This is a genomic window from Anabaena sp. CS-542/02 (assembly GCF_028331085.1).
In the GTDB taxonomy this organism is placed as follows: Bacteria; Cyanobacteriota; Cyanobacteriia; order Cyanobacteriales; family Nostocaceae; genus Anabaenopsis; species Anabaenopsis arnoldii.
Genome location: NZ_JAQMTM010000001.1, coordinates 1 through 22590, shown reverse-complemented (window position 1 = coordinate 22590; position 22590 = coordinate 1). Strand labels below are relative to the sequence as shown.

Annotated in this window: 19 protein-coding genes and 2 pseudogenes; 10 read left to right on the top strand and 11 right to left on the bottom strand. The window is 42.4% G+C overall.

The genetic code is table 11. The features are described 5' to 3' along the window. Nucleotides 1-210: 210 nt before the first annotated feature. From PN447_RS00105 to PN447_RS00095, 3 genes and pseudogenes are all read left to right on the top strand, one after another. The gene (locus PN447_RS00105) at nt 211-2454 is read left to right on the top strand and encodes an ATP-binding protein (protein WP_271759955.1); all 2244 of its coding nucleotides are present in this window, start codon (nt 211-213) and stop codon (nt 2452-2454) included. Between the two features lie 102 nt (nt 2455-2556). After that, complete coding sequence (locus tag PN447_RS00100; protein WP_271759954.1) at nt 2557-3033, top strand: AlbA family DNA-binding domain-containing protein; 477 nt, start codon at nt 2557-2559, stop codon at nt 3031-3033. Between the two features lie 25 nt (nt 3034-3058). Beyond that, a pseudogene (locus PN447_RS00095) lies at nt 3059-3175 on the top strand (ABC transporter); the annotation flags it as partial. Between the two features lie 332 nt (nt 3176-3507). Here PN447_RS00095 and PN447_RS00090 read toward each other — a convergent pair. Further along, nucleotides 3508-4833 carry a TIGR03279 family radical SAM protein gene (locus PN447_RS00090; protein WP_271759953.1) on the bottom strand — a complete coding sequence of 442 codons (1326 nt, stop codon included), beginning with the start codon at nt 4831-4833 and terminating at the stop codon, nt 3508-3510. Nucleotides 4834-4859: 26 nt separating this feature from the next. Further along, nucleotides 4860-5822, bottom strand: a complete 963-nt coding sequence (locus tag PN447_RS00085) for an undecaprenyl-diphosphate phosphatase (protein WP_271759952.1) — start codon at nt 5820-5822, stop codon at nt 4860-4862. Between the two features lie 204 nt (nt 5823-6026). On the opposite strand from PN447_RS00085, the gene PN447_RS00080 reads away from it, so the two are divergent. The 3 genes from PN447_RS00080 (at nt 6027) to nadB (ending at nt 9450) form a co-directional block, all read left to right on the top strand. Further along, nucleotides 6027-6827, top strand: a complete 801-nt coding sequence (locus PN447_RS00080) for a DUF3120 domain-containing protein (protein WP_271759951.1) — start codon at nt 6027-6029, stop codon at nt 6825-6827. A 374-nt stretch (nt 6828-7201) separates the two neighbouring features. Next, nucleotides 7202-7630 carry a photosystem II complex extrinsic protein PsbU gene (gene psbU, locus PN447_RS00075; protein WP_271731828.1) on the top strand — a complete coding sequence of 143 codons (429 nt, stop codon included), beginning with the start codon at nt 7202-7204 and terminating at the stop codon, nt 7628-7630. Between the two features lie 140 nt (nt 7631-7770). Next, on the top strand, nt 7771-9450 hold the full coding sequence (gene nadB, locus PN447_RS00070; RefSeq protein ID WP_271759950.1) for an L-aspartate oxidase: 1680 nt from the start codon (nt 7771-7773) through the stop codon (nt 9448-9450). Nucleotides 9451-9549: 99 nt separating this feature from the next. Here the strand turns inward: nadB and PN447_RS00065 are convergent, their stop codons facing one another. Together PN447_RS00065 and btpA are read right to left on the bottom strand one after the other, a co-directional pair. Beyond that, nucleotides 9550-10539 (bottom strand): vitamin K epoxide reductase family protein, encoded by a 990-nt coding sequence (locus PN447_RS00065; protein WP_271759949.1) that lies wholly within the window; start codon nt 10537-10539, stop codon nt 9550-9552. A gap of 101 nt (nt 10540-10640) precedes the next feature. Further along, on the bottom strand, nt 10641-11492 hold the full coding sequence (btpA, locus tag PN447_RS00060) for a photosystem I biogenesis protein BtpA (protein ID WP_271731823.1): 852 nt from the start codon (nt 11490-11492) through the stop codon (nt 10641-10643). 1024 nt (nt 11493-12516) lie between these two features. Between btpA and rimO the strand changes: the two genes are divergently transcribed. Together rimO and PN447_RS00050 are read left to right on the top strand one after the other, a co-directional pair. Continuing rightward, on the top strand, nt 12517-13836 hold the full coding sequence (gene rimO, locus PN447_RS00055; RefSeq protein WP_271759948.1) for a 30S ribosomal protein S12 methylthiotransferase RimO: 1320 nt from the start codon (nt 12517-12519) through the stop codon (nt 13834-13836). A 250-nt stretch (nt 13837-14086) separates the two neighbouring features. Next, nucleotides 14087-15598, top strand: coding sequence for a DEAD/DEAH box helicase (locus PN447_RS00050; protein ID WP_271759947.1), 1512 nt, complete (start codon nt 14087-14089; stop codon nt 15596-15598). A gap of 6 nt (nt 15599-15604) precedes the next feature. Here the strand turns inward: PN447_RS00050 and PN447_RS00045 are convergent, their stop codons facing one another. Beyond that, a complete protein-coding gene (locus tag PN447_RS00045; protein WP_271759946.1) occupies nt 15605-16555 on the bottom strand; it encodes an aldo/keto reductase in 951 nt (316 codons plus the stop codon). A 52-nt stretch (nt 16556-16607) separates the two neighbouring features. Then, a pseudogene (locus tag PN447_RS00040) lies at nt 16608-16688 on the bottom strand (RNA-guided endonuclease TnpB family protein); the annotation flags it as partial. Nucleotides 16689-16784: 96 nt separating this feature from the next. Between PN447_RS00040 and PN447_RS00035 the strand changes: the two are divergent. Both PN447_RS00035 and PN447_RS00030 read left to right on the top strand, forming a co-directional pair. Beyond that, nucleotides 16785-18254: a BCD family MFS transporter gene (locus PN447_RS00035; RefSeq protein WP_271759945.1), complete on the top strand. Its 1470-nt coding sequence runs from the start codon at nt 16785-16787 to the stop codon at nt 18252-18254. Nucleotides 18255-18274: 20 nt separating this feature from the next. Next, nucleotides 18275-19081 (top strand): inositol monophosphatase family protein, encoded by an 807-nt coding sequence (locus PN447_RS00030; RefSeq protein ID WP_271759944.1) that lies wholly within the window; start codon nt 18275-18277, stop codon nt 19079-19081. 12 nt (nt 19082-19093) lie between these two features. Here the strand turns inward: PN447_RS00030 and PN447_RS00025 are convergent, their stop codons facing one another. The 5 genes from PN447_RS00025 to petP form a co-directional block, all read right to left on the bottom strand. Then, entirely contained in the window at nt 19094-19462 is a 369-nt protein-coding gene (locus PN447_RS00025; protein ID WP_271759943.1) for a cupin domain-containing protein, read from the bottom strand. A gap of 40 nt (nt 19463-19502) precedes the next feature. Beyond that, a complete protein-coding gene (locus tag PN447_RS00020) occupies nt 19503-19790 on the bottom strand; it encodes a hypothetical protein (protein WP_271759942.1) in 288 nt (95 codons plus the stop codon). A gap of 76 nt (nt 19791-19866) precedes the next feature. Beyond that, nucleotides 19867-20907: a chlorophyll synthase ChlG gene (gene chlG / locus PN447_RS00015; protein WP_271759941.1), complete on the bottom strand. Its 1041-nt coding sequence runs from the start codon at nt 20905-20907 to the stop codon at nt 19867-19869. An 81-nt stretch (nt 20908-20988) separates the two neighbouring features. Beyond that, a complete protein-coding gene (locus tag PN447_RS00010) occupies nt 20989-22089 on the bottom strand; it encodes a Get3/ArsA fold putative tail anchor-mediating ATPase NosAFP (RefSeq protein WP_271759940.1) in 1101 nt (366 codons plus the stop codon). Nucleotides 22090-22176: 87 nt separating this feature from the next. Further along, nucleotides 22177-22368 carry a cytochrome b6f subunit PetP gene (gene petP, locus PN447_RS00005; RefSeq protein WP_271731811.1) on the bottom strand — a complete coding sequence of 64 codons (192 nt, stop codon included), beginning with the start codon at nt 22366-22368 and terminating at the stop codon, nt 22177-22179. Between the last annotated feature and the right edge of the window lie 222 nt (nt 22369-22590).

The following is a 22590-nucleotide window of genomic DNA, read 5'->3' as shown; positions in this document are numbered from 1 at the left end:
TCATGATGTATCAAATATTTTCATATCCCCCTAAATCACCCTTTTCAACGAGGACTTTAAAGAATTTAGCCCCCCTTTTTAAGGGGGGTTGGGGGGATCAATCAGTATCATTGATGACAATAAAAAACTTATCAAACATCCTCTCAGCAAGCAGGTAATGGAAAATAAGAATATAATTCTAAATAAGTATCTTTCTCAAAAGACAAAGTCATGAGTGCTAATAATATGGAATCTCTAATTAGCAAGGCTGAAGATTTACTTAAAAAGGGGGAAAGTGAACAATCTGTCACTATTATTCAAAAAGCGTTAGAAATTGAACCAGATAATATTGAGGCTTTAAAAATGTATGCCGAATCTCTAGTAGAAATTAATCAATTAGAAGAAGCATTAATTATTTATAAAAAAACTCTGCAATTGGCTCCAAATAATGTAAGTATTTTGAGAAATTATAGCAGTGCTTTATTGCGTATTGCTGATTATGATAAAGCATTATTTTTTTTAGATAAAGCTTTACAAGAGGAACCAAATAATGTAAAAGTTTTAAGTACATATATTAAGGCTTTATTGAAATTAAAACTTTTGCACAAAGCTTTTATCTTTTTTGAAAAATCTTTACAAATTAAACCTAATAACATAATAACTTTAAACAGCTATGGTAAAGCATTGGCAGATGCAGGTAATTATGAAAAATCTTCGGAAATTTTTGAACGCGCATTACAAATTAAACCTAATCATATAATAACTTTGACTAGCTATGGTAAAGCATTAGCAGAAGCAGGTAATTATGAAAAAGCCTGTGAAATTTTTGAACGCGCATTACAAATTAAACCTAATAATATAATAACTTTAAACAGCTATGGTAAAGCATTGGCAGATGCAGGTAATTATGAAAAAGCCTGTGAAATTTTTGAACGCGCATTACAAATTAAACCTAATGATATAATAACTTTGACTAGCTATGGTAAAGCATTAGCAGATGCAGGTAATTATGAAAAAGCCTGTGAAATTTTTGAACGCGCATTACAAATTCAACCTAATAATATAACTGCTTTAACTAGTTATGGTAAAGCATTGGCAGATGCAGGTAATTATGAAAAATCTTCCGAAATTTTTGAACGCTTATTACAAATAAATCCTAATAACTATATATCTTTTATTTACGCTATATGCTTAGAAGAACTAAGTAGATATACAGATGCAATATCTCAACTTGAATCGATAGATTTTGATAGTCTGCCGCAATATCATGTAAATGTTATTCATATCAGTTTAGGAAGACTTTACTATTGCCTTAAGTTGTACGAACAGGGAGATAAATATTTTAATTTAGCAATTGCTAACTCAGATGATAAAGAGAAGTCATTACTATCCAGTGCTAGAAGTATCTTCGCCCATAACCCTCACAACGAAACTGCTGTTAAAATGTTGCAACAGATTGGAGAAGAATCACCACGCTATTCTCAAGCACTAGAGATGTTGACACTAAACTTAAGTGAAGAAGATTACTTTGAAATGGTTAAATCCGATTACCAAAGTGGTTTGAATGACACCGAAATTCTGAACAGAGCAATTTATCATAAAATTGCCAATGAAATTAGCATTCTCAAAGGTATTGCTTACCGTATCTTGCGCTGCTCTCAAGCAGAAGATCCTTTACTAACAGGTATCATTACTGATATTGAAGATGTACTTGAAGAAGTTAACCGCCGCCGAGCATTAGAAAAATCCCAAATTGAAACTATTTCTGATGATGGATACGAGAAAATTTTAGAAATAATTTCTAAAACGGCTCACGATATTTCTGATTTTGTTAATAATCAGTTAGCGATTATTGAGTCTAAGACTAGACGTGCAATGAGAAAAATTGCTGTTGACGCTCCTCACTATACACAATTTGGGAAACTATTAATACAGCTAGAATTAACTCAAGTTGCTCTTAGCGACCTTAAAGCCATTAACGAAGGTATCAAAATTAAAAACCATCACTTTAAAGTCAAAAAACTGTTTGAAACATGGGAAGCTAATCCCCAAATTGGTCACGCTTCCATTTTTTTGGACATTCAAAATGGCGACTCAAACTTTAATGGTGATGAAGAGAAAATTAAGAGTATTTTAAATGAGCTAGTAGAAAATTCTCTGAAACATAATGCTAAAAAACTAGATTTACAAATCTGTATGACAGCACAGGATGTTATTAATCCTTCAGGAATTCGTGGCGTTAATGTTCCCGGTGAGCAAAAATATCTATTAATTGAGTTTAAGGATGATGGTAAAGGAATACCACCAGATAAAAAAGATTGGATATTTCAACCTCTCAAAACGACAGCTAGTGAAAGTCATGGTAGTGGTTTAGGATTATTCATCATCCGCAAAACATTAACACAGATGAATGGCTACATCCAAGAAACAGGACGGAAAGGAGCTAAATTTAAAATTTATATTCCCTACACATAAGGATAAAATATAGCAATACTAAATGATTCATGAACAATTTCTGTTCCCTGTTCCCTGTTCCCTGTTCCCTTTCCTCACTGATAATTTCTCAAGTCAAATAGGATGACTATAGCCAAGACAGACTTGATATTAGTCTGTAGCACCTTGCAATGGGATGTTAAACAAAATTGTAAGAATGATACATTGAAATTTAACGTCCTCAAAACTATCGCGGCCTTTCTTAATGTTGAAGGGGGAACGCTAATTATTGGGGTAGAAGATAATAGTAATATTTTTGGTTTAGAGAAAGATTTGGCTTTACTTTCTAAACCTTCTCTCGATCAATTTGAGCAGACAATTGTGAATCTGATTTGCGATCGCATCGCTGCAGACTTTATGTCGCTGGTAAAAATTAGGTTTGAGACGATTGAAAGTAAAATAGTCTGTGCCATTGATATTAAGAAATCAGACACAATCGCTTTACTCAAAGGTAATAATAAATATGAACTTTATATTCGAGCAGGAAATACATCTAAGTCTCTTGATATTTCAGAAACAGTAGCATTTTGCCTAAAGCGGGGTAGGTCGTCAAGTGATTGAAGCTTGCAGAAGCATTATTAGACATCATGATTACCACCTACAAGCAGAAGTATTTAAAGAAAAATGGCTGAATATCAAAGACAAACCCTTTCCTTGGTATGTGCGTTTAGATATGAATAAACTATTTTTAATGCAAGAGTAGAAGATTTGCGGCTTTGCGCCTTTGCGGGTTAGCGTAGCTGGGCGTAGTCCACACCTCGACTCAGAATAAACCTAGCTGTGTGGCTACTTAAGGAAAGCATCTTTTGGGTTTTTCACCATACTTGTGGATGCTTTTTTTTATCCTAACTAATCAGAAATGCTTTGTAAATACCTGTTAAAGTTTTTCTAGTAAGGATACGACAGGATAAATCTTGTTGAGTCACGTTTCATCCCTACGCTTTAGCGTAGGGGTTCTCACACTCCCACTATATTTTGATAGTAGCAACTATAGATGAAATAAGGGCGATCGCCAAACTACCAGTACTGTATCAATTAATTAATACAAGTATTGATTAATTCCTCAACCCCAGCAACTGGCAAAATTTTTGTATTTAATTTTTCAGCCACCTCAACAACACTCATATCATCTAAAAATATTAATTCCCCATGTTTTAACATCACCTTTGGTAATAAAATTCCATCTCCTAAATCCTTTCCCAGAAGATTTAAAACTAGGTCATGACCCGTAATTAACCCAGTGACAGTAATATTTTGTCCCCAGTAATCACTCGCTAAAGCCTCCATCTTCACTTCTAAACCCTCAACAGTATTGAGGCGTTGTAAAATCGGTTGGAATGCTTGTTCCACAGCATTACCCACCACCCAAGTCAATTTTTTCGGTTCATCTAGCTTTGACGGTAACAACTGCGCTGCGGTAGATGCAAATTGCTGAATAAATAAACGAATCGAACCCACACCGTTATCAATTTGCGGATACTCTTCATATTCCGCAGCGCTGGGTAATTCCTCACCCGCAATCAAAAACCACTCATCTGCTAACCAAGCAAAACCCGATCCTAATTGTTGGCGAAATTTCTGGGACATGGTTTTGACTTGGGAAATCACTTCTTGAGCCTTTTCCCTTGTTACCGGTATCAGTTCATCTGCTGCTGGGCGAAACCGCGTCAAACCCAGGGGAACTACTGCTACTGATGCCACAGCGGGTAATCCTCCAGTATGAAATACTGCTAAGTCTTTCAGTGTTTGTTCTAGGTGTTGACCATCATTGATCCCAGGACAAACAACTACTTGAGCATGAATTTGTAGTCTGCGGTCTTGGAACCATTTAATTTGTTGTAAAATTTTGCCTGCACGTTGATTTTTTAGCAGTCTAATTCTGATTTCCGGTTCCGTAGCATGAACAGAAACGAACAAGGGAGACAGGCGCATTTGTTCAATCCGCAGCCATTCTCTTTCGGGTAAATTGGTCAGGGTTAAATAGGAACCATATAAAAAGCTCAGACGGTAATCATCGTCCTTTAAGTACAAGCTGGAACGCTTACCGGGTGGTTGCTGGTCAATAAAGCAAAAGGGACAACGGTTATTACATTGAATTAAACCGTCAAATAGAGCAGTTTCAAACTCTAGTCCCAAGTCTTCATCGTAATCTTTTTCTATTTCAATGTGATGAGTTTTTCCAGATGGGTCTAAAACTTCTAGTTCTAGCACTTCGTCAGCGCAAAGAAACTGATAATCAATTAAATCACGGGGCTTTATGCCATTGATGGCAACTATAGCATCCCCCGCTTCAAAGCCAATTTCTGCGCCTATAGAATCGGGTAATACTCTGGTGATTTGAGCGGGACGGATGGTAGACATGATGAGAAACCCGGAACCAATGAATATCAACTATTGTTCAACAATCCGGCGCTAATCGCACCCAAGATTGCTACACCAAAGGCCAGGCGATACCAAATAAATACCCAGGTGCTTTGGGTTTTTAGGAATTGTATCAACCCAGCGATCGCTATATATGAAAATATCCCAGATGAAATGACTCCGACAACCATAGGAACCATACCCACATTACCTACACCCACTTCTAAAAAATCTTTCAACTCCACTAATCCTGCTAGGGTAATGGCGGGAATTCCCAGCAAAAACGAAAATCTTGCAGCTGTATCCCGCTCTAAGTTCATAAATAGTCCACCAGTCATGGTGGAACCTGAACGAGATACCCCAGGGATTAAAGCCAAGCATTGAACTAAACCCATCCATAACCCATCTTTCATCGTCAGATGCTCAAAGTCACGTTGGCGTTTACCCAGTTTTTCTGCTATTCCCAATAACAGTGACATGAATATAGAGGCTATGGCAATGGCTGTTAGACTTCTCAGGGGTGAATTATCGTAGTCTGGTATTAATCCTTTAATTAACAGTCCAAAGAAGATAATCGGGACTGTTCCCAAACTAATTCCCACAAATAGCTTGAAGTCATGGCTTTGGTAGTTTTTGACGGCGATCGCTTTTGCTGCTCCCTTGATAATTTGCGTCATATCACCCCAGAAATACCACAGCACAGCCACAATACTACCCAGCTGAATAATCGCCGTAAAAGCTACCCCCGGATCCCCCCAACCCAGCACTACAGGTACAACCTTTAAATGTGCTGAACTGCTGATGGGAAGAAATTCAGTCATTCCCTGGACAAAGCCTAAAAAAATAGCTTGCAGGATATTCAGTTGCTGTACCTCCTCTGACCCCAGGAGAGTTTCGGTACTTAAAACCTTTGCCGGAAATGCTGCAACCGAGTAAATAGCAGATGCTGCACTTAGGAATACGAACCATTGCCGTTTTGATAAAACCATTTAATTTATTTGTGATAGCCAAGCGCTAGAACCAATTATAAAAACATCTGTTTAGGCCACTTGCCAGGAAAAATTCATCAGCACAGTTTACCCTGCTGCTAGTCAATTTATGCAAAACTTAGCTAAACTAAAAATCCCCCCCCATGGCATTTTTAACTGTGATATCTTAATTAACATAAAGTTTAGTAACAAATATTAAAAACTTTGATTAACAATACTTTGTCTTCCTATGGCTGCACCACGCAGGCTCTCACTACTCCCCAAACTCCTATAAATACTGATTTACCCCCCAGTGAACCGGGGCAAAATAGTATCAATAAGTTAGAATCTACACTTGGCTTATCTGCTTCCCTACCCATATCTACGACCAAGGGACAGACTTGGTTAATCTTGGCTGCGGCTGTGTTTTTGGTATCAGTACCAGTATTTATAGAAGCGCCATTAGTGCGATCGCTACCAGTGCTAAGTGTAGCCCTGACAGGATTTTGGGTATGGCTGAGTTTTATTTTAATGTCGCGTCCTCAAACTTATATATGGGGAGATTTGCTTTTTGGCTTTAGCTGGAGTTGGTTAGCAGGAGCCATTTACTGGGGTTGGTTACGTTGGGAACCTTTATGGCATTTACCAGTAGAATCAATCGGTTTGCCATTTGCCGCTTGGTGTCTCCTCAAGAATTGGGGACCAATTGGTAACTGGTTTTATTTAGGTTCTTTACTCGGTACAGTTTTAACTGATGTATATTTTTATATAGTAGACTTGATGCCCTATTGGCGGCAAATTATGCAGGTAGACCCGAATAATGTGTCACCAATATTACAAAATGCCTTAATCCAAGTACAAACGCCCTGGGGACAAGGCTGGGCAGGAATGGGGCTACTAATGCTATTAACCGCAGGGGTTTTACCCTTACGTACAAAATCAAAACATTGGTACGCATTTAGTGGCGCAGTTTTAAGTACAATTTTGGTAGATAGCCTGTTCTTAATAGCTGCATCTGCCGCTTAAAAATTCTCTCAATATGTTGCTAGTATAGAAAAAACCTATCTGTAGGTTTTGCCAAAATCCCAGTCATCTAGATAACTTTTTGTAAACATCAGACCCAACCCAGTAGCAGCAAATATTGCGGGTATTAATACACTGTATATTAGTTTTTGATGACTGCTATGTGCTGACTAGGTTATGAAGCTCCAATCTCAGGTAAACGAAGATCATGACGATTATATAGATATACTCAACCTATCTATGGTCAAGAACCGAAGATGAGACGCTGACCAGTATTCAACGGTATGCTTAACTTCTTTGGCCTGAATTCAGCTTATAGTTGATAGCATTTAGCAAATCATGATTGTCTTATTTTGATGGAAAGAGGGAGAAAAATTGTGAAAACATTGGTGCGTTTATTAACAGTATTTAGCTTGGTAGTCGGATCCTGGGGATGGCTGGGAACAACTCAGATAGCTGCGGCTGCTAATATAAACAGTGTGACTTTTAGTCCAGTGGCAGTTTTGGCGGTGACACGGCAGAATAGAGCGGATGCTAAGTTAGGCACAGAATTTGGTCAAAAAGTTGATTTGAATAATACCAACGTGCGAGCTTTTCAACAGTATCCAGGTCTGTACCCCACCCTAGCCAAAAAAATCGTACTCAATGCTCCTTACGATCAGGTGGAGGATGTCTTGAATATTCCGGGATTAAGCGATCGCCAAAAAGAACTTTTACAAGCTAACTTAGATAACTTTACAGTCACCGAATTAGAAACCATCTTCAACGCTGGAGACGATCGCTTTAACAATGGTATCTACAGATAACTGTCTCAACAGTTAAGGTAACTCAATATACGGAATAGCAGCCAACTTCCTAATTTTAGGGAGTGGCCGCTTTTTCTCACAATGGGAGAGACCCATCCCACTACTCCCTAACTAAAAGCCCCTGCTACCCAAATTAGACTTTGCTGCAAATAGATATTCCTAGCCAATTTGATGTTTTAGTAGTCGGTGCTGGTGCTGCCGGACTATATACAGCACTGTGTCTACCAGAGAAATTGCGAGTTGGCTTAATTACCAAAGAAACTGTCTGTTTATCTGCCAGTGATTGGGCCCAAGGAGGTATTGCGGCGGCCATCGCCCCAGAAGATTCGCCTTCATTACACATTGAGGATACATTACACGCAGGTGCAGGCTTGTGCGATCGCACAGCCGTAGAATTCCTAGCCCAAAGAGCAAGTGAGTGTATTCAATCCCTGGTGAACTTGGGAGTAGCCTTTGACCGTAACGGTCAAGCTTTGGCTTTAACTTTAGAAGCCGCCCATTCTCACCCCCGCGTTCTCCATACCGCCGATAGTACAGGTAGGGAAGTCACCACCACCCTGACAGCACAAGTATTGCGTCGCCAAAACATTCAAGTGATCCAGCAAGCTTTGGCTTTGAATTTGTGGATAGAACCCCAAACCGGCAGATGTCAGGGAATCAGCCTATTCTATCAAGGTAAAATCACACCCATCAGAAGCTCTGCCGTGGTTTTGGCAACCGGTGGCGGTGGCCAAGTCTTTGCCCAAACAACTAACCCAGCCGTCAGTACAGGGGATGGGGTAGCTATGGCCTATCGAGCCGGGGCTATTCTGCGAGATTTAGAATTTGTGCAGTTTCACCCCACTTCCCTCACCTTACCGGGTGCCGACCACTTTCTGATTAGTGAAGCTGTACGTGGCGAAGGCGCACACTTGATTGATGACACTGGGCGGCGTTTTGCTTTTGATTATCATCCCGCGGGTGAACTAGCACCCAGAGATGTAGTTAGTAGAGCTATTTTCAGCCATCTTAAACACACCGCCGTTGATCTTGCTACCGCCCACGTGTGGTTAGATATGCGCCCCATATCTCCTGAGAAAATTCGTCATCGCTTTCCTAATATCATTAAAGTTTGTCAATATTGGGGAATTGATGTCTTCCACGAACCCATTCCTGTAGCCCCAGCTGCCCATTATTGGATGGGTGGTATTGTTGCTGACTTAATGAATCGCACCAACATTCCCGGTTTGTACGCAGTGGGAGAAAATGCCAGTACAGGGGTGCATGGTGCCAATCGTTTGGCAAGTAACTCTTTGCTGGAATGTATTGTTTTCGGAGCCCAGATGGCAAATATTGATCTCCAAGATATGACACCATCCTCAGAAGTGCCAATAGTGTCATTAGGAGAATTCAGCCTCGATATCAGTGAATGGCAAAGCCAAAAAACACAGCTAGAAATACTGAGAAAAAATTTACCAACTTTGCTGTGGCAAAGTGCGGGAATTTGTCGGGAGCAGTCAGGTTTAGAATCAGCCATTGCCATTGTAGAATCTTGGCAAAAAGATTTTGCCGCTTTACCTTTGAGTCAATTCTTAGTTTCTTTGAGTCCTAATCAATCGGTGAGTTTCCAGATCACAGATGTGGAACAGCAATTGCGACTTTGGGCAGAAACCCGGAATTTATTAGATATAGCGCATCTGATTCTCAAAAGTGCCGCATTTAGAACTGAAAGCCGGGGTGGTCATTACCGCCTAGACTATCCTCAACCAGACCCTGATTGGCAAGTCCATACTCTAGTACAAAAATCCCAATGCCATAAATCTATGATTTGGAAAGATTAGTCATTTTCCATGGCAAAAAAAAAGTCAACAATAATGTTGACTGTTGATTGTTTATGGGTGTTGATTTGACAGTCAGTACTAACAGCCAACCTTGATCAATCATCGAAAATACTGAAAGTTCTTAGGCCCAGTGTAGCCGGAAATTCTAGCCAGTTCGTCAAGGTTTTGAACCCCGCTATAGACTTCACCATTAATGATCCAACTGGGGAAGCCTTTAATGTTGGCAGCTTGACACACTTCTGGTTGACCTTTAGGGCTGTCAGGAGCACACTCCACCATAGTATTGTTCTGTTCAAGAATCTTGTAAGCTTCTTTACCGAAAAGTTGCTTTTGTTCATGGCAATGAGGACACCAATAGGCAACATATTCCTTAGCATCTATGGTTGTCAGGTGTCTTGCTAGTTCAATTTCTGCCTCACCAGATGTGGTGGTGATTTCCCAACCAAAAGCTGGGTCAGGATTTACTTGGGGTGTAAACCTAATTCTTTGAGGTTCCCCAGAAGTTGTACCTGAAGAATTCACCCCAGCATACACACCCAAAGTACCAATCAGTGTGATCATGGCCACAATAATAGCGGTAAAGAAAATTTGCCCCCCGTCCTCCCAAGGACGACCGATAATGGTCAAAACTAAAAGACTCACAGAGAACACAGCCGAGGCAATACAGTAATAACAAACAGCTTGGATTTGGAATGCCAGTAGGTACATTAAATAGCCACTGAAGACAGACATAGCCACGGATACTACCAACAGTAGCCACCCAGTTGAGTTTTCCAGTTGTTTTACAGTATTTTTATCACTTGGTTTCCAAGCTAAGGGAGCAACAGCCAAAATCACCATACTCACATACGCTAAAAGCCCAAATAATGCTAAGGGCGCCGACAGGTTAAGAATGGTGATGGTTGCCCAAGGACTCGAAAGGACATCATTACAGCCTTTTGCACCAGCTTGGGCTACACAAGCGGCACTGCCTCCTGTTAACTTTTCTATGGTGATGTAACCTGTGGTCAAGGCACCAAATCCAGCGATCGCGGCCATCAATGGACGCGACCATTTATGAATCCAAGGAGTAGAACGGCGGCGAATCATAAACTGCTAATTGGTCATTGGTCATTGGTCATTGGTCATTAGTCATTAGTCATTAGTCATAGTCTGGGAAAATTACTTCCCGACCCTTCCCTTGGAGTCTCCTAAGAATGTATTTTCACAGCCCCAGAAATAGACTGAATCTTGCCGTTGGGATGCCAACGAGTATGGGCAGCTTCCACAAACTGACTGACGCGAATCGGGTCAATTGGTTGCTCGATGCGACCGTGGCGCTTCAGGGAACTGGAAACAATCACGCCATTTGCTGCCTGCATCAGTGTAGCAATATTTTGCCAGTTCGCTCCACTACCTATAAACACTGGAGTGCCATTTGCCTCTCCAATAGCTAGTTCCAGGTCTTCTTGGTTAGGAGGACTACCAGTAGCCCAGCCAGACAAAATTATGGCATCTGCTAAACCTCTTTCAATGGTGTCTTTCACGGCAACTGTGAGATTAGGGGAACCCAAGGGGCGGGCATGCTTCACCAACACATCAGCTAGAATTTTGACATCACAGCCTAATTCTCGGCGATAACGGAGTAATTGATGAGCTTCACCTTCAATTAATCCTTGGTCTGTTGCCATCACCCCTGTCAATACATTGACGCGAATGAATTGTGCTTGGGTGGCGTAGGCGATCGCCATTGCACTTTTGCCATCATTCCGCAAAACATTTAAACCAATGGGCAATGTCACTAAATTTTTGATTCGTTGTACCACCACAGTCATGGCACTTACAACAGCTGGATCAACTTGGTTTTTGGTAAAAGGCGCGTCAAAAAAGTTTTCCACAATAATGCCGTCCACCCCTCCACTGGCAAGGGCTGCTGCTTCTTGTTCGGCACGCTGAATTACCGCTTTGAGATTACCTCCCCAACGGGGCGAGGTGGGCAGTGGAAGTAGATGAACCACACCAATAATTGGTGTTCGAGTTTTAAATAACTGATATAAGTCCACGTCTTAGTTTTATACCTAATATTTGGGGTGCTTTGCGGGGTCTAGTGTCCACCAGTCTAGAGTCTATAATTTATTTGACTGTGCCAATTTTAGATTTTGGATTCCTCAATTTTGGATTTGTCTATTTCAGTTTTTTGAGATTTTCAATCTAAAAACTCAAAGAAAATTCTTTGATTCCCTCTGTCCAGCTCTACTACCCTCTACCTTGACCAGAGTCAACCTCATAGGGTGGTAGTGTGGGGTGGCATAGGAGAAGGGAAATCTCATATCCTTAACCTGTATCCCCTTCTAGGTGCAGTCAATCTAAAATCGCAAACCTCAAATCCAAAATTGTTTGACTGTTGACTATTGAACGCCAGTCACCTGAAGTCCGGGAACCCGCTCATGGGGCTGGCTCCTCTTGACTTTTAACTAACTAGTCAAGTGTGTTTTGAGTTAGTTGTCTTACTACCTCTTCCCTAGGTTGGAAATTATCGTAAAACCTCCTCTAAGATATGTTAAGATAAAAATAGGCTAGAAGAGGAGTTTGCCACTCACAAGACGCAAGGCAACTTCCCGTGGTTTATGCGCCCTGCCCACGCACCGTCGTCGGCAAAGCCTAACCGTCAGGGTAAGTTTACTGCTTTATTAGGCGTTGTCTCGTACTCCTGGGTCCTAATCACCTACCCAGAGAGCGCGGTTTCCCTGAGGGTAGCGACTTTTCAAAACCAGCCCTTTGGGCGGCTTCCCGACGGGTAAATTAACACACGCGCTGCGGTAATTAAAAATACCAACAGACAAGTTAAAAAATCTAAGTGTTAAACATACTCAAAAACACTTAACCTACCCTGGGAAATAGACTAAGTAGTACATAATATATAATAACATGGCCGGAAAATTTCCTATGGCACTGCACCCGCGGGCAGTAGCTGGCAGTGAAAAACTATTGTTCTAGCCCCTGACTGTGTAAAGGTGTATATCACAAGAAGCGAAACCATCGCCGCTTGTTTATCCGACTAGAAAAAACGGAAAATGTTTTCAAAATATGGGTGAAAAGCCAACCATTGCCATTTCGCACCTGGGTTGCGAGAAAAATCGAATTGATACAGAACATATGCTAGGACTGCTTGTAGAAGCAGGCTATGGTGTAGATACAAATGAAGAGTTAGCAGACTATGTTATAGTTAATACTTGTAGTTTTATAGAAACAGCAAGACAAGAATCTGTCAGAACTTTAGTAGAACTGGCAGAAGCCAACAAGAAAGTTGTGATTACTGGCTGTATGGCGCAACACTTCCAGGAACAATTATTGACAGAGTTGCCGGAAGCAGTGGCACTAGTAGGCACAGGTGATTATCACAAGATTGTGAGTGTAATTGAGCGTGTAGAAAAAGGAGAGCAGGTCAAAGAGATTAGTCCAGAACCAACCTACATTGCAGACGAGACCACACCGCGTTATCGCACTACAACTGAAGGCGTTGCCTACCTGCGAGTAGCCGAAGGATGTGATTATCGTTGTGCATTTTGTATTATTCCCCATCTACGAGGGAAGCAGCGATCGCGTACTATTGAATCTATAGTTACTGAAGCGGAGCAGTTAGCCAGTCAAGGAGTGCAGGAAATTATTTTAATTTCCCAAATCACCACCAATTACGGCTTAGATATCTATGGAGAACCAAAGTTAGCCGAATTGCTTCATGCTCTAGGTCGAGTAGATGTACCGTGGATCAGAATGCACTATGCATATCCCACCGGGCTGACCCCAGATGTCATAGAGGCAATCCAAGAAACCAAGAATGTATTACCATATTTAGACTTGCCCCTACAACATTCTCATCCAGATATTCTCCGCTCAATGAATCGTCCCTGGCAAGGACGGGTAAATGATGGGATTATTGAACGCATCAAAGCAGCCCTACCAAACGCCGTACTCAGGACAACATTTATAGTTGGTTTTCCCGCAGAGACAGAGGAACATTTTGAGCATCTACTAGAATTCATCAAGCGCCACGAATTTGATCATGTGGGTGCATTCACCTTTTCGCCGGAGGAAGGAACACCCGCCTACAAGCTAGCTAATCAGTTACCCCAAGAGGTGATGGATGAGCGCTGGCACAGATTAATGGCGCTTCAAGAGCCAATTGCGGCCAAAAAAAATCAACAGGAAATCGGCAAAATCGTTGATGTCCTGATTGAACAAGAACACCCTGAAAGTGGAAAGCTCATAGGTCGCTCTGGCAGATTTTCCCCAGAAGTCGATGGTCAGATATATGTCGATGGGGCGGCAAAATTGGGAACCATCGTGCCAGTAGCGATTCACGGTGCTGATACATATGACCTCTACGGTGAAGTTGTCAATAGTTAGCACAAGTAGAAGTAGCTTTCACTGAGTGCAGTACTGCGATCTCGCAGGGTATCGACTAGAAGAGAAGTCATGTCAGAGGGGCAAAGGGTATCGCTGAGGCTATTTCCCAGAGTATCGCTCGGCGTTAGTTGACTGCGTAGCATCCTCACCTAAAAGAGGGTTGCAGACACTTTTTTTAAATCTGGCAAACCTATACAACTGCCGTCAGATTTACCACACCAAAACCAAAAAACAAAATCTAGGAGAATTAATGACTCTTTCGTTCCAAGAATTAGGTATTTCACAAAAACGTGTTGAGCAATTAGAAAACATTGGCTTTACCACACCTACTAATATTCAAGCCCAAGCCATACCCCAACTGCTAGCAGGTCGAGATGTAGTCGGTCAATCCCAAACTGGAACAGGCAAAACAGCAGCATTTTCCCTGCCAATTTTAGAGCAGCTAGATGTGAATCACAAAGCCGTACAAGCGATGGTATTGGCGCCAACCCGTGAGTTAGCAATTCAAGTTCACGATGCCATCAACCAATTCGCAGGAAACGAAGGATTGCGGATTCTGGCAATTTATGGAGGTCAATCTATTGAACGCCAAATGATGCAACTAAAACGTGGTGTTCACATGGTTGTAGGTACACCAGGGCGGATGATTGACTTACTAGATAGGGGCTGTCTAAAACTCGATCAAGTCAAGTGGTTTGTCTTGGATGAAGCCGATGAAATGTTGAGCATGGGCTTTATTGATGATGTGATCAAAATCCTATCTCAAGCCCCTAAAGAGCGGCAAACAGCTTTATTTTCAGCAACCATGCCACCGTCAATTCGCATGATTGTCAACAAATTCCTGCGAAACCCAGCCACAGTGACCGTTGAGCAGCCAAAAGCCACACCGAACAAAATCAATCAAGTAGCTTATCTTATCCCCCGCCACTGGACAAAAGCTAAAGCATTACAGCCAATTCTAGAAATGGAAGATCCAGAAACAGCTTTAATTTTTGTGCGTACCAGAAGGACAGCGGCTGAACTCACCAATTTACTACAAGCTGCCGGTCATAGTGTGGACGAATACCACGGCGACTTGTCTCAACAAGCACGGGAGCGATTATTGACCCGATTCCGTAATCGTCAAGTGCGATGGGTAGTAGCTACTGATATTGCAGCACGGGGTTTAGATGTCGATCTGCTCTCCCATGTAATTAACTACGACTTACCAGATAGCGCCGAAACCTATGTTCACCGCATTGGTCGTACTGGTCGCGCTGGTAAAGAAGGTACGGCAATTTCATTAGTACAGCCCTTTGAGCGGCGTAAACAACAGGTATTTGAGCGCCATAACCGCCAAAATTGGCAATTGTTGTCCATTCCTACACGGGCGCAGATTGAAGCACGACATATCCAGAAATTACAAGAACAAGTTAAAGAAGCCTTAACTGGCGAACGCCTAGCTTCATTCTTGCCCATAGTCAGCGAACTACTTGAAGAATATGATGCTCATGCGATCGCCGCAGCCGCATTACAAATTGCTTATGACCAAACTCGTCCGGCTTGGTTGCAATCAGGGGTAGACCCTCAAGATGATGAACCCTCCTCCAAACCGAAGTTAACCAAGCGTCGTGGTGGGGAATATTCCGGTGACAGAAACCGCTCCTCCTGGAACAAATCGGACAGCAATGGTGGAGACGAAGGTAGACGAGGCACTCCCAAGCCCAAGCTGCGGACCGGCCGTGACGCTTCCGTGTCATCCTCAAATGCACTTAGAGAGTAAGGTTGCTTAACTCAACCAAGGACGACTGACTTGTTCTAGTTGTCCAATTTCATCGGTGTTTAATCTCCAGCCCAAAGCGCCTGCATTTTGTTTGACATGTTGGGGAGTCTTTACCCCAGCAATGGGAATTACATTTCCTTGAGAAATTAACCAATTGAGGGCTACTTGGGCAGGAGTGCGACCATACTTTTCTCCCAGACTGTTGAGTAAAGAAATTACCGGGGCAATTTTCTGTAAACCTTCTTTATTAAACCGCGGATCCATCTTCCTCGCACCGCTGGGAGTTTCGGCGCACTCAGGTGTGTATTTACCTGTCAGCAATCCCTGAGCCAGGGGACTATACGCCAAAATAGTCACGCCCAATTCTTGGGCTGTGGCTGAAATTCCATTACTTTCAATTTGGCGGCTTAATAAAGAGTAGCGGACTTGGTTCACAACTAAAGGTATTCCCCGGGACGCTAATATTTGATGGGCTTCTCGCATTTGAGTAGCTGAATAATTACTTACCCCCACCGCTGCAATTCTACCCCGCTTCACTTCATCCGCTAGGGTACTCATCAAAGTTTCTTGACTTAAAAAGAAAGCAAAGGGCCAATGGACTTGATACAGTTCAATGCGCTCTAGTTGTAACCGTTTGAGACTCTCCGTTAAAGCATCTGAAACAGACTGACTTGTAAACCGCCAAGGTAAAGGGCCGAATTTCGTAGCTATTTGCACAGGTTTTGATGCTGTTTGCATAAATTGCCCTAATAATTTTTCTGACAGTCCCATTCCATAAACTTCAGCAGTGTCAAAGAAAGTCACACCAGCCTCCAATGCTGCTGTAAACGCCGCCTCCAACTCTTGGGTACCGTAGCCATCGCCATAATTCCAGAAAAGTTTATCACCCCAAGCCCAAGTGCCAATACACAGGGGTGTAACACTCGGTCCATTTGGTCCTAATGTGATGTTTTCCATTTGAGAATATTATTTGATTTACATTTCTTTACTTCTTTAGTTTACCGTCACAATATTTTTTCAACAGACTATTGGCGGTTTTGAAATGAAAATCCTTGCGTTGATCAGCAACTTTTTTATGTTGCCTACTCAAACCAATGTTTAGCTGTGAGATCATGTGAATGCAATGGCAGTATTATGAAATCGTTTATGAGATTCTAAATTGTGTAACCCATCTTGAAAAATAGCTATGGCAAGCGGCGAAGTATTTGATTCTCAAACCAACTCCCAGATTGTACCTAAAGTTAATGTACTGACCATGTTTCGGTTAGGCTTATTTCAAATGGGATTGGGCATCATGTCACTTCTAACTCTGGGGGTGCTGAATCGAATTATGATTAAGGAATTAGCACTTCCAGCCACTTTGGTAGCTGTAACTATAGCCATGCACCAACTGGTTGCACCCGCCAGACTCTGGTTTGGTCAAATGTCTGATGCAAAACCTTTATTAGGATATCATCGCACCGGTTACATTTGCTTGGGCGCGGCTGTATTTGTCACTACATCTTTTTTAGCAGTACAAGTAACTTGGCAATTAGGAGCCAGTTTTTATGCTCAGGGTTGGACATTACCAACCTATGGTTGGGTGGCTTTGCTGGGGGGGATTTTTGCTTTCTATGGATTGGCTTTGAGTTCTAGTTCTACTCCTTTTGCGGCTTTGTTAGTAGATGTTTCCGACGAGGACAATCGCTCTCAATTAGTGGGTGTTGTCTGGTCAATGTTAATGGTGGGTATTGTCATTGGTGCAATTATCAGTTCTGTGTTATTACCAGCACCTGGCAAGGAGGCACAAGTCTTAGACACAACTTTAACATCTCTGTACAGTCAACCTGAACAGTTAGCAGCATTACAAAACTCAATTAACCGCCTATTTTTCATCCTCCCATCTGTGGTTTTTGGTTTAGCTGTATTATCCACATACAATGTGGAAAAAAAATATTCTCGTTATGGCTTGCGTTCAACTGCGATCGCACGAGAAGACAAAATTACGCTGCAAACAGCATTTAAGGTACTGACTGCTAGTCGCCAAACAGGCTTATTTTTTAGCTTTTTGTTGGTTCTCACCATCAGTTTATTCATGCAAGAGCCTGTGCTTGAACCTTATGGTGGTGAAGTTTTTGGTATGTCTGTGGGGGAAACTACTAGACTTAATGCTTATTCGGGAGTAGGGACGCTGATCGGTCTGGGTTCTACAGGATTCCTAGTTGTACCACGCTTAGGTAAACAAAAAACTGCTAAGTTGGGGTGTTTTTTGGTGGCATTTTCCTTTGTATTGATAATTTTAGCGGGATTTACTGCCAATCAAAAACTACTTCAAGGCGCGTTATTTTGTTATGGTCTCACCTCTGGTATGACGACAACCGGGGCGATTAGTTTAATGTTAGATTTAACCGCAGCCGAAACAGCTGGGACATTTATCGGCGCTTGGGGTTTAGCACAAGCAATTTCCCGCGGTGTGGCTACTGTGAGTGGCGGTGCTGTGTTGGATTTGGGAAAAGGAATTTTCTCACAAACATTAATGGCTTATAGTTTAGTTTTTGGAATCCAAGCACTGGGAATGCTGCTGGCTGTGTGGTTTCTCAACCGCGTTAATGTTAGGGAATTTCAAACCAATGCCAAACAGGCGATCGCTTCTGTGTTGGAAGCTGATTTAGACTGAATATGGGTAAGAATTAATTCATGAATGATTTTTGGACAGCAATTCTCGACTTTGCCGAAACCACCACTACCAGAGTGGGAAAGCAACTTATGCAAGATTTTGGGAAAGTGCAGGCTTCCCAAAAAGCTGACGGTAGTTTAGTTACCCAAGCCGATAAATGGGCTGATCAGGAAATTTGTGATGCGATCGCTTCTCATTTTTCTGGTTATGGTATTTTAAGCGAAGAGAGTGACAAAGTTTTTCCCGATACAGAATGGTGTTGGGTCATAGACCCTTTGGATGGCACTACTAACTTTACTAGGGGTCTTCCCATCTGGTCAATTTCTATGGGTCTCCTGTATCGAGGTACACCCATATTTGGGTATGTTTACGTCCCCCCACTAGGTCAAGCTTTTCATGGTTTCTGGGCTGGTTCCTCTGGATTAGCAACACCTTCCGGGGCTTTCCTCAACCATCACCCTATCCATAGCAGTAGTGATGATGCTACTAAAAATCACTTTTTTAACCTCTGTTCCCGTAGCACTTCCGTGATTCAAAGGGATTTTCCCTGTAAAATTCGGATGCTGGGTGTAGCTAGTTACAATTTCCTCACAGTCGCTACAGGGGCTGCATTAGGTGGTATTGAGGCTACACCCAAGGTTTGGGACATCGCCGGGGCTTGGGTGATTGTACAGGCTGCGGGTGCTAGCTGGATACCGCTCCAGGATGAGCCTTTTCCTTTGTCATCAGGGGAAGATTATAGCGATCGCTCCTTTCCTACCCTGGTTGTCAGTCGCAGGGAATTAGTACCGGTATTTACCCCATTTCTGGAAAAGTTAAAACTTTAAGTAACTGATGTCTTAGGTATTATGATACACTGTCTCGTCTTGTTTACGCCATGCTGGATCAACAATACAAATAAATACCAACGGTTCAACACCACAGTTGCGGATAAATTGCCTGGTATTGGGAGGGATATACACCGCATCCCCTGAACTGACTATTTGAGTTTCATCATCAATGTGCATTTCTCCCTGTCCACTGAGAATATAATACACTTCTGAAGTTGTCAGGGAGTGGGGTTGAGAAGTTTTCCCCACTGGTAAGGTTGCATGAGCTAAACTATACCTTAATGCCACGGGTTGTTTATCAGGGTGTAGCAGTTCCCGCAGAATCGTATTATCTCCGGCAATGAATTCTTGACAGTCTTTGAGGTTTTGAACTAGCATAAATTAGCTTTTTCTCATGGGCAGTTTTCCCTTGCCTGTTTTAGTAAAGCATGGGATTGGTCTTTGGTTGATAGTCAGAACAATCAATAGCCTCTTCTGTACTGGCAGTAGAAGGGTGTACAGTACATTTTAGGCGGTAATTATTGGTAAAAAATTGGCAGTTAGGGCAGGGTATTTGATGCATTTGTCTGGCTGTGGTGACACTATCTCGAGCTGCAGACCAAAGACTCCAAGCAAACAGAATAATTACAGTCCAAGCGGTAACAAAGCAAATAGGGATTAATAATGGTTGAATCCCCCGAATGCAAAGATTTATTAACTCTAACACGGTAACTCCTGAGCAAAATTAAGAGTTAGAAGTATATTAACTCCTAACCCATCATTTTTTCCCCTGGCTAGAGAAACTAAATGCCAGCATGGCCCAGAGCTATACCAGCCACCAGCATTCCCAAGACTAGGAAGGGTTGGGCGCTGGCTTGGTATTTAACGTCATTTTTCAGAGGGTCACGCAGGAAATACATATCTTGGAAGGTGATTTGGGGGATGATTAACAACAGTAAAATTGCGGCATACAAGTTTTCATGAATAGTAATCAGGTAAACTGCAATCACCGCTTGAAAAACATCAATCATCGCTGCACAGACCCAAGCGGCTCTGCTGACACCAAACATCACAGGTAATGATTTTAATCCGAACTGGCGATCGCCTTCCACACTCTTAAAATCATTAACAATAGCAATACCCAAACCAGCCAAGCTGTAAACCACAGTGATCACGACAATTTTCCAATTCAGTTCACCAAACAACGCATGACCCGTACACCAAGGAAAAGCCATATAGCTAGCACCAAGAGCATAACCGCCTAACCAACCGTTTTGTTTGAGCTTTAATGGTGGTGCTGAATAAATATAAGCAATAAAAGAACCCAGAATAGCTATAGTTGTGATTGTGGGAAATTCATTACCAGCCCACACATCTAATACAAAAGCCAGAGCATTACCTGAGATTAACAACACCCAAATTTGGGTAATGACTTGGGGTAAGGGAATTGCACCAGAGGGAATGGGGCGGTAGGGTTCATTTACCGCGTCAATTTCCCGATCATAGTATTCATTGAGAGTTTGGGTATAACCGGCGAGTAAGGGACCCGAAAGCAACATACAAGCGGCGGACTTCAAGACATTTTCCCAAGTCCAGGTGTAATTACCCGCAGAAGCCGCACCACAGACCACCCCCCAAATCAGGGGAATCCAGGTGATGGGTTTCATCAGTTGTAAGCGGATTTTCCAGATGGACTTTTCCCCCGGTGCTGCGCCTTTCATCCCCAGTAATTGGCGAGTTTTGGCGCTGCGGTCAGCAACTGCTGTCATTTCCTGGTTGGGTTTAACTGAATCTATAGCCTCTGCTGGCTGGGAATTAGGTTTAATAGGGGTTGGTTCTGACATCAGACTTACTTATGAATGGGAATAGGGACTAGGGAATGGGGAATAGATGGTTTTGATTACCCAATTCCCAGTACCCAGGACTTAAAAAGAAATTATCAAATAATTATTCTGAAATTTGGCTCCCGTTACCTGTCTACCAGTTAGGGACGGGGGTAGGAAGAGATTACGCCGTTGGTCTCCTGCTTCCACTGTAACTTCTGGTCCATATTGGGTAAGTTTGACTTGCTTTTTGTCAAATCCTGGCAAGAATAGGCGGACTTGACGGTTATGGGTGTCGATTTCCATGGGTTTGGGAGCCTGTAATGCTTGTTCTACAAAGTTGGGTAGAGCATCTATTAAAGGTTGCCATTCCCCTGTGGGAGAATCGGGAACAACGCTCACCGTCAGAGGTCTAAATTCTTCCGAGAGGTTGACTTGATCTGTGGGTGACACCACCATCACACCACCCACGGTTAAACCGATTTGTTGAGCGCTACCCCACAAATAACGAGCAGTTGCTACTTGTAGGGGGTCTGGTGTAGTCACTAAGAAGGCCGCCACGCGATGAGGATCTGCAAGAGCTGCTTTTCCCTTGTCTAAGAAATTATTCACCTGGTTGGTGGGTAGAGCAAAGTTATCTGCTGTCCAGTTGACATTAAAAAAGCTGCTAATTAGCGGCTGAATTAAGGGCGATTCCGCAATCGTTTTCCCTAAATCGGAGTTCACAAATAATTGCTGAAATCGCCGCACATACCAACTCAGAGATTCTGGCATCCCCAACATTCGCAAGGTAAAGGAATCACCGGTGCCATCATAGATAATCGCGTCATATTTGCCACTGGCATCATATTCGCGGATCGCATTCAAGGCTAGGGCGCTGTCCATCCCTGGTAATACTACCAGTTCTTGACCATAAACATCTTTGAAGATGGGTGTGCGGAGGTATTGCGCCTCCAGTTTTTTCACTTCTTCCCAGCTGCGTTCTAGCAATACAGAGGATTTCAATTGCACCACCTGTAAATTGGGGGCAATTTCCTGGGGGTCAGGGGTTAGGGGTTGCTCCAGTAAGATGGGTAAAACTGGTTCTGTTAACCCTGCTAGAAGTACCCGCTTACCTTGGTTTGCCAATAACTTGGCGGTGGCGATCGCAATCTTAGTCCGTTCCGTACCACCTTTGCCCAAAAATGTCAATATCAGGGACATTAGTTGATTCTCTTTTTCCCAGCAATCTGTTCTACTCCAACTTAGCACTAGGCAAATACTCTTAGCTTCTGCTTTGAGTTCTATCTATTACACTGGTTTGACTTCATCTTCAAAAAACCAAGTAGATGAATTGTCGTCAAACAGTACCACTACACCAATTCCACAGCCATCAGCGACTTTGTAGCCTTGAATAATGCCGATTTGTCCGAGTTTTTTGGCAATACTAGCAGACACGCGATCGCGCAAACGAAAAACTTTTACCTTTTGTCCAATTTCCATACTTAGTCACAATGCAATAAACCAAGTCTCAGTTTACCTGAATCAGTCACCCTGCGGTAATAGATTTGGGGTATGAGGAAAAAGAGTAGTAGCCTAGTTGACAATTAAATAGACAAACCTATACACTTATCTACAAACCTATAAGTGTATTTATGTTTAAACCTCATGAGTTTGCAAAGAAAATTGGGGTGTCAGTCAAGACATTACAACGATGGGATTCAG

What these genes read in the sequence shown, in the direction of transcription:
- PN447_RS00030 (WP_271759944.1), top strand. Translation starts at nt 18,275, where the DNA reads ATGAATGATTTTTGGACAGCAATTCTCGACTTTGCCGAAACCACCACT.
- PN447_RS00025 (WP_271759943.1), bottom strand. Translation starts at nt 19,462, where the DNA reads ATGCTAGTTCAAAACCTCAAAGACTGTCAAGAATTCATTGCCGGAGAT.
- PN447_RS00105 (WP_271759955.1), top strand. Translation starts at nt 211, where the DNA reads ATGAGTGCTAATAATATGGAATCTCTAATTAGCAAGGCTGAAGATTTA.
- PN447_RS00045 (WP_271759946.1), bottom strand. Translation starts at nt 16,555, where the DNA reads ATGGAAAACATCACATTAGGACCAAATGGACCGAGTGTTACACCCCTG.
- PN447_RS00090 (WP_271759953.1), bottom strand. Translation starts at nt 4,833, where the DNA reads ATGTCTACCATCCGTCCCGCTCAAATCACCAGAGTATTACCCGATTCT.
- petP (WP_271731811.1), bottom strand. Translation starts at nt 22,368, where the DNA reads ATGGAAATTGGACAAAAGGTAAAAGTTTTTCGTTTGCGCGATCGCGTG.
- chlG (WP_271759941.1), bottom strand. Translation starts at nt 20,907, where the DNA reads ATGTCAGAACCAACCCCTATTAAACCTAATTCCCAGCCAGCAGAGGCT.
- PN447_RS00085 (WP_271759952.1), bottom strand. Translation starts at nt 5,822, where the DNA reads ATGGTTTTATCAAAACGGCAATGGTTCGTATTCCTAAGTGCAGCATCT.
- PN447_RS00035 (WP_271759945.1), top strand. Translation starts at nt 16,785, where the DNA reads ATGGCAAGCGGCGAAGTATTTGATTCTCAAACCAACTCCCAGATTGTA.
- PN447_RS00050 (WP_271759947.1), top strand. Translation starts at nt 14,087, where the DNA reads ATGACTCTTTCGTTCCAAGAATTAGGTATTTCACAAAAACGTGTTGAG.
- rimO (WP_271759948.1), top strand. Translation starts at nt 12,517, where the DNA reads ATGGGTGAAAAGCCAACCATTGCCATTTCGCACCTGGGTTGCGAGAAA.
- PN447_RS00010 (WP_271759940.1), bottom strand. Translation starts at nt 22,089, where the DNA reads ATGTCCCTGATATTGACATTTTTGGGCAAAGGTGGTACGGAACGGACT.
- PN447_RS00065 (WP_271759949.1), bottom strand. Translation starts at nt 10,539, where the DNA reads ATGATTCGCCGCCGTTCTACTCCTTGGATTCATAAATGGTCGCGTCCA.
- PN447_RS00100 (WP_271759954.1), top strand. Translation starts at nt 2,557, where the DNA reads ATGACTATAGCCAAGACAGACTTGATATTAGTCTGTAGCACCTTGCAA.